At 44.0% G+C, this 7404-nt stretch carries 5 protein-coding genes; all 5 read left to right on the top strand.

What is annotated here, in order from left to right; genetic code table 11:
• The first annotated feature begins 249 nt into the window (after positions 1-249).
• The 5 genes from EI164_RS13360 to EI164_RS13340 all read left to right on the top strand — a co-directional run bounded on the left by EI164_RS13360 (position 250) and on the right by EI164_RS13340 (position 7338).
• Positions 250-2337 carry an EAL domain-containing protein gene (locus tag EI164_RS13360; RefSeq protein ID WP_192520439.1) on the top strand — a complete coding sequence of 696 codons (2088 nt, stop codon included), beginning with the start codon at positions 250-252 and terminating at the stop codon, positions 2335-2337.
• Positions 2338-2479: 142 nt separating this feature from the next.
• Positions 2480-2941 (top strand): c-type cytochrome, encoded by a 462-nt coding sequence (locus tag EI164_RS13355; protein ID WP_192520438.1) that lies wholly within the window; start codon positions 2480-2482, stop codon positions 2939-2941.
• Between the two features lie 62 nt (positions 2942-3003).
• Positions 3004-3963: an AAA family ATPase gene (locus EI164_RS13350; protein ID WP_192520437.1), complete on the top strand. Its 960-nt coding sequence runs from the start codon at positions 3004-3006 to the stop codon at positions 3961-3963.
• A 76-nt stretch (positions 3964-4039) separates the two neighbouring features.
• Entirely contained in the window at positions 4040-5053 is a 1014-nt protein-coding gene (locus EI164_RS13345; protein WP_192520436.1) for a DUF58 domain-containing protein, read from the top strand.
• Positions 5050-7338 carry a transglutaminaseTgpA domain-containing protein gene (locus tag EI164_RS13340; RefSeq protein ID WP_192520435.1) on the top strand — a complete coding sequence of 763 codons (2289 nt, stop codon included), beginning with the start codon at positions 5050-5052 and terminating at the stop codon, positions 7336-7338. Before EI164_RS13345 ends, EI164_RS13340 begins: the two co-directional genes overlap by 4 nt.
• Positions 7339-7404: the final 66 nt, after the last annotated feature.

The raw sequence follows: 7404 nt of genomic DNA, 5'->3' as shown, positions 1-7404 counted from the left end.
CTTCTATGTCAATTATGGCTATGTCTGATGCCAGCATACTTTTTAGAACACCACCAAATATTATTACTCTCGTTTATATAATATCTGTGGTTAATAAGCATGTTATTTCGATCTAAAAAGTATACCCGTGTTATACAAATCGCTAATCCTATTCTTCATAGTACACTCTGTACTAGGTTGATCTTTTGGAATGTGCGTAAGATATCGAAAATAACATATAAAAATAAGATCATGTTTTAAAGGCTGATTATGCGTACTCAATCCATCTTGAATTTGTTAGTTATCGATGACGATCAGCTATACGCTGAGCACCTTGTGCACTTATTAGGTAGTTATTATGATGATGTGAATTTAGGATTTTTAGATGATAAAGAAGAGCTGTTAAAGTCGCTACGACAGTCGTGGGATGTTTTGGTATTTGGTAATGCCTATGATATGAATTTCACAGATGTCGTGGGTATCGTCCAAGAGCAAGATATTGATCTCCCTATGATTTGCCTGTTGGATGAAAAGATGGCATCGCCAATTCGTAATAATGAGGCGTTACCTAATATTATCAGCGGTACAATGGTCAAAGCACTCAAAGTAGACGAAGAAATGGCAGTGGTCATGTCTATTTGTTTGCAGCATGATAGCTTACGCAGTCGCCGTGAGCTCAAAACATTACGACATGTACTCTCTGAAGCTGAGCAACGTGCCAATGTCTTGATTAAAAACTCTAAAAGTGCGGTTGCCTATATAGATGAAGGCATCCATATTTTTGCCAACGACCCTTATCTTCAGCTTTTTGGTTTTGACTCGATGCATGATGTCGTTGGTGTACCTATTATTGACCTGATTGCAGGTGGCGATAACGTCAAAGGGTTTAAGCAGTTTTTGCGTCAGTTTGCTAAAGGTAATCGTCAAGAAGTAGAGTTTAAGTTTGAAAGTATACGAACAGACGGTAGTACTTTTGAAGCAAAGTTACAGCTGGCTGCTGCAACCTTAGACGGTGAGCCAGTGACTCAGGTTATCATCCAACAAGATCACAGTAACAGCGCCGAAATTGCCGAGCGTTTGGCTGCGGCTGAATGTAAAGATAGTCTAACAGGTATTAGCAATCGCCGCGGCTTTGAAGAAAAAATGGAAGCGGTGTATCAGCAAGCACGCCAAGACTTGTTGACGGCAGGTCTACTATACGTTCAGCTTGATAATATCGGTAAAATTAGAAGTAGTCTAGGTTTGCAAGGCATAGATGCTACTGTCAAGCAGGTGGCGTATGCATTAGATGAGTTGGTGTCAGATGGACATGTTAGCCGTTTCAGTGATACCGCATTTACTATTCTTGTAGAAGACAAGAGCGGCTCAGAGCTTAAAGAACTGGCTGAGCATATTGGTTCGCACATCAGTAGTATGCTTATTGAAGTGGAGAAACGTACTACTAGTACGACGGTCAGTATCGGCATTGTCAAAATTGACAAAAATACGGTAGAGCCAAATATATTGCTCGAGCGTGCGATGGATGCCATCAACCAGATTATGATTGAAACATCTAATCATGGCGACACTTACCATTTATACGATCCAAGCGAACATGCCAATAGTGATGATAACGCATTGGCGGAGTCATTAGTTGATGCCATCGCCAACAATCGTTTTGAGCTATCGTTTCAGCCAATATATGATATTGATAATGATCGCAGTGATTTCTTTGAGGTCTATCTATGCTTACCATTAGCCGATGCTGAGAATACGGTGTTGACTCCTGATCAATTCATGGCAGTTGCCAAAACGCATAATTTGCTAGAGAAGATAGATCGCTGGGTGCTAATTAATGCCTGTAAAAAAATAAATGATGTACGTAAAACGCACCCTGAAGCTAGGCTGTTGGTACAGTTAACAAGCGCGTCATTGATTGATAAAAAACTACCTAGTGTTGCTAGCCAATTGATAAAAGCGGTGGGCGGTGCAGCAGGTGTACTTACCTTACAGTTTAATGAAAAAGACATCTCAGATCATTTGACCATCGCGAAAACTCAGTTTGCAGCGCTTAGTAAGATCAGTTGTCAGCTAGGTATCAATAATTTTGGCTCTTCTGCCAAATCTATAGAAATTGCTAGTTTTGTGCAGCCAGATTTGGCACGTTTGCCGCGTAGCTATGTGGAGGATATTGACTCATCAGATAACTTAGATACGGTGAAGTCACTTATTAGACGAACCAATGAAGTCAATGTTGATGTGCTAATGCCTTATATCGAAGATGCTGCAACGATGTCTGTTGCTTGGAGTGTGGGTGCGCGCTATCTACAAGGTTATTACTTAGAAGAGCCTAGTAGTACGATAAATGTTGCGACTTAATATGCCATAATGTCTTTTGTGGTATTTGTCATTTAAGCATTATTTGTTGGTGTATAAGCTGACAAATAATGCTGTCTTTTTGCCAGTATTTATTTATGTTGTTTATATACGGCTGATATTCTCTAACCAAAGATTACCAAACATGTCTATTATTAGTAAATATCAAATAGGTGGTATTCTCGTCGCTGTTTTATCGCTCAGTGCCTGTAAGCATAGCCCACCACCTGACCACCGCGATCCTGTAACCTTACCATTATATACCGCAGGCGATGCGGATAATGGTGCTATTATCTACCAAGATGCCTGTGGCCAATGCCATCGGCTCAATGCCGGACTCAATAAAAAAGGTCCACAGTTGATGAATATCTATGGTGCACCGGCTGCTACGCTAAACGATTACACTTATAGCGAAGGGTTAAAACAGTCAGGTTGGGTCTGGGATGCTGAGACACTTGACCCTTATATTGCTGATGCCGAAAAAGCGATGACAGGTTCAAAGATGTTATCTAATCCAATGCCGGATGCTAAAGAACGCGCTGATGTGATTGCTTATTTATCAACACTTCGTGCGCCATTACCAGCAGTGGATGATGATAAAAAGTAAAATTTGATGTTGTAACGACGTTATAACTACTATTGCCATAAAAAACGAGCCAATGACTTCCTATGACGCATGAAACGACGGACTATCGCCATAATCAGCAAAAAATTGAACAGTTAATGGTGCAACTGAATCAAATTGTGCTCGACAAGCCGCAAGTGGTGAAGCTCGCACTCAGTGGCATATTAGCAGGTGGGCATTTACTACTGCAGGATCTGCCAGGTATGGGTAAAACTACCTTAGCACAAGGGCTGGCGCAGTTGTTAGGGCTGAGTTTTAATCGGGTACAATTTACCAATGATATGCTGCCTGCAGATATTTTGGGAATGAGTATCTATGATCAAAGTAAGCAGCAGTTTGAATTTCGCCATGGTCCTATTTTTACTCAGCTATTGCTCGCTGATGAGATCAATCGCTCTAGTCCTAAGACGCAAAGCGCGTTATTAGAAGCGATGGAAGAGCGGCAGGTTAGTCAAGATGGGCAGACTCATCGTTTACCGCAGCCGTTTTTTGTGATTGCGACTCAAAACCCATTGCAGCAAGCTGGTGTCTATCCGCTTCCTGAGTCGCAGCTTGATAGATTCTTATTATGTTTGTCGTTGGGTTATCCGTCACCTGCGGCAGAGCGTGAACTTTTAAAAGGCCAGAATCGTCGTGAGTTGCTACAAAGTTTATCGGCTGTGCTCGATGCCGATGCCGTTTTGCTCGCTCAACAAGGCGTCAAGCAAGTCTATGTCGCAGATGTGGTGCTGGACTATCTACAAAGACTGGTCGCAAAAACTCGCGCGAGCCAAGAGTATCATGGTTTGTCACCGCGTGGCGTGCTGTCATTACAACGTGCGGCACAGGCTCATGCTTATGTGTCAGGGCATATGGAGATCACGCCTGAAGACATCCAAGCCGTGTTTGCTGCTGTAACGGACCATCGACTCGGTCAGCGTTTTATACCTGCTCATGTGACAGGTGGGAGCTCACCGCAAACCATTGCCCAACGAATCTTAGCATCAGTGCCTGTCGTCATTTAAAAATATTATTTAATAGTGGAACACTTCAAAACAGTGATCAGTCAGCTTATCAATTAATGGTAAGGATAGGGTAGTCATGAGTCTTTTGCCAAAAGCCTTAACCGTACCAATTACCTCAGCATTAAGTCGCTGGTTTGCATCGCGCGCACCTAAAAGCGATAGTGCTACTCTGAATTTGCGCAACGTATACATCTTCTTTAGCCGTGAAGGCATGCTGTTTTTAGTATTGCTAGTGATCACCTTTATCGCTGGTATCAATTATGGCAATAATTTGGTGCTAGGATTGTGCTTTTATTTGGTGAGTGTTTGGCTTATCAGCTTTCATGTAACGTTTGCCCATATTTCAGGCCTAAAGCTGCAACTCCTAGAGGTAACAATGGTAGAGGCCGGCGCACCTGCGTGGGTGACTTTACAACTGCGTAGTGAGAGCCGCCAACCAAGACGACAGCTGTTATTTGATTTTGAGTCGCTTGATAACCAAAAGAAAAAGCACGCCGATAGTCAACATTCTGTACTGGTCGCTAGACTGCAAGGTGAGCAAATTATTCGACTTCCTGTTCAAACCAATGCTCGTGGCCAGCTTGAATTACCACGTCTAAAAATAAAAACCGTTTATCCTTTAGGTATCATGCGAGCATGGTCTTATGTCTACTTTGCCCGTACAGCTTGGGTGTATCCAAAGCCAGAAGCTTTCGACTGGCAAGCGCAGTATGCTGTCGCAAGTGCAGAGGATTTACCGGTAGGTGGACAGCATCGGCAAGGTCAAGATGATTTTGAGCGACTCGATAATTATGTAGAAGGTGAGTCGTTGGCGCGCGTGTCTTGGGGACATGTGGCACGAGGTCAGGGCATGCTTACCAAGCATTTCGCCGATCCTGTCGGTCATGAGCAAACGCTAGATTATGCTGACATGCCTGCCGCCCAGCATGAGCAAAAGCTGGCGCAATTGGCTTATGGTGTGGTCACACTAGGCCAGCTTGGCGTGCCATTTAATATGCGCTTACCTAGTGATATGCCGTCTGCTGCAATGGTGGGTGAAGGTGATGGCTTTGCGCAAGCTTGCTTGCTAAGGCTGGCGAAAGCACCATGAGTCACTCTCCCGTTTTTTCTGACAACCAATCTGCTAGCACTGCCACAATAGAGGCAGTAAATTCTGCGAGCTTTGAGCAGTTAGCACAAGGTCATAACGCCACCGCTGATAGTGCGCTGAACCGTAATAGTAAATGGCACCGCAAATTATTTGCGCTACCAGCGTATTATTGGGTCATCATTGCTCAAGTGGTTGTCATTCTACCGCACGCTGCACACTTGCCTTTATGGTTAATAGGTTTTGCAGTGGTGAGTATTAGCGCTCAGCTACCACAAGTGAAAGCGCGCTTCAAAAAAATAGCCCGTTTAAAGCGTGTTTATCAAGGCATGCAGATGCTTGGGTTTTTATTAGGTCTGGCTGGCTTGTGGTTGACTTATAATACGGCATTTGGGTTAGATATGGGTGTGGCATTTTTAGTGCTATGCCTCATTAGCAAGCTTTGGGAGTTGTATAAGCGCCGCGATGCCTATGTGGTGTTGAACTTATCACTGTTTGTATTGGCTGCATTGTTTTTGATGGATCAAGGGCTGTTTACGACTTTAGAGGTTGTGATTGGTGCGGTTATCGTGTTGCTCGCTTTCATTGCATTAAATGATGATGGCAATGCTCGTGGTGATGGACGTCTGCGTACTTTGGGTGTGCTGGGTGTTGGTGCGCTACCGTTATTGGTAGTGTTGTTTTTGTTTTTTCCACGCTTACCGCCGCTATGGTCCGTTCAGCTCTCAGGTCAGCAAGCAATCACGGGTGTCTCCGACAGTATGTCACCTGGCGACTTTGCTAACTTAGGACAGTCAACTGAGCTAGCATTTCGGGTAGAGTTTAAAAATAACCGCCCACCACAGCAGCAGCTCTATTGGCGTGGTTTGGTATTTAGTGATTTTGATGGAGTGACGTGGCGTCCTAGCCCCCAGCAGCGACAGTGGCAAGCAGTGTCGCAAAGACCTACTTGGATTGAAAATGTATTTGCTACCGTTCCTGAAGCTGAGCAAGTAGCACCGAGCACTTATCAAGTTATTTTAGAACCCACGCAGCAAAACTGGCTGTTTGGACTTGATTACCCGTTTACCAGTCAACCAAATATCAGTACCACCTCAAATTTTACGTTATTAAATAACCAGCCTGTCACGCAGCAGCTACGCTATAACGTATTGCAGTTTCCGTCGATGCGTATCGACCCTGTCCTTAGTGATAATTTAAGGCGTCGAAATTTAGCATTGCCAAGTGAGGGCAATCCACAAACACGAGCACTGGCCAAGCAGTTATTTGCACAGTCAGGCTCTGACCCTGTACGTTATATGGCAGCTATTGAGCGCTGGATTAATCGAACAGACTTTCGCTATACGCTATCGCCGCCGCGGCTAAATAATAACCGTATTGATGAGTTTTTGTTTGATACTAAAGCAGGATTTTGTGAGCATTACTCATCGAGCTTTACTTTTATGATGCGCGCAGCGGGTATTCCTGCACGAGTCGTAGCAGGCTATCAAGGTGGTGAGCCGAGTCGAGGCGGTGATGTTTGGGAAGTTCGGCAGATGGATGCGCATGCGTGGACTGAGGTTTGGCTTGAAGGTCAAGGCTGGGTACGTGTCGATCCCACTGCCTTTGTCGCTCCTGAGCGTGTGGAGCAAGGTATGGATGCGCTAACACAGTCACAGGGCGCAGCAATGTTTGGTGATGGCGCTGGTGCACAGATCAACTATCAACAGTATCAAATGCTACAAGCCTTACGTCGTTTCTCAGATCAAGCCAGCTATTATTGGCAAAAAGACGTCGTTGGCTACGATCAGGATAAGCAATCTAACTCGCTACTTAAGTGGTTCAATATCAGCTCTATCATGCAGCAGATTGTCTGGTTGGCAGCGAGTGCTATTACGGTCATGGCTGTTTTGGTATTTATCATCTGGTATCGTCGCCGAAAACGCTGGCATCCAGCAGATTTGCCACTGGTTCAGCTGTCACAGCGTATAGCTAAGCAAGATAAGTCATTAGCTCGCACCGATAACGAAGGTCAGCTGGCATGGCTTGAGCGCTTGGCCAGCGCTATTGATAGTCGCAATGATACAGATGTCAATAATGCAGCTAAGGTCAGTAATGAAGCTAAGATCAGTACTGCTAGTACATTAACGGACAGTGATCACCCTGACGTTATCCAAGAAAAAATTATGCAAATTAGGCAAGACTACCGCCAGTTACGCTATGGTCGCTTGAGTACCATTGAAATCGGTGATAATGAGTACCAAAAAGTGCTTAAGCAGTTGAAGGACAATGTACACGAGTTATTATAAGTTTATTTAGCTATAGTCAATCCTACTTAAAAATGTTATAAAATAATTAACAAATTCAATTGTTAT

Source organism: Psychrobacter sp. FME13 (assembly GCF_014861395.1).
Classification (GTDB): domain Bacteria; phylum Pseudomonadota; class Gammaproteobacteria; order Pseudomonadales; family Moraxellaceae; genus Psychrobacter.
Note: the sequence above shows the minus strand (reverse complement) of the source record. Positions and strands in the feature narration are given on the sequence as shown.

Bases quoted from the DNA above. Each gene is read 5' to 3' on its own strand.
- EI164_RS13345 (WP_192520436.1), top strand. From the start codon at position 4,040: ATGAGTCTTTTGCCAAAAGCCTTAACCGTACCAATTACCTCAGCATTA.
- EI164_RS13360 (WP_192520439.1), top strand. From the start codon at position 250: ATGCGTACTCAATCCATCTTGAATTTGTTAGTTATCGATGACGATCAG.
- EI164_RS13350 (WP_192520437.1), top strand. From the start codon at position 3,004: ATGACGCATGAAACGACGGACTATCGCCATAATCAGCAAAAAATTGAA.
- EI164_RS13355 (WP_192520438.1), top strand. From the start codon at position 2,480: ATGTCTATTATTAGTAAATATCAAATAGGTGGTATTCTCGTCGCTGTT.
- EI164_RS13340 (WP_192520435.1), top strand. From the start codon at position 5,050: ATGAGTCACTCTCCCGTTTTTTCTGACAACCAATCTGCTAGCACTGCC.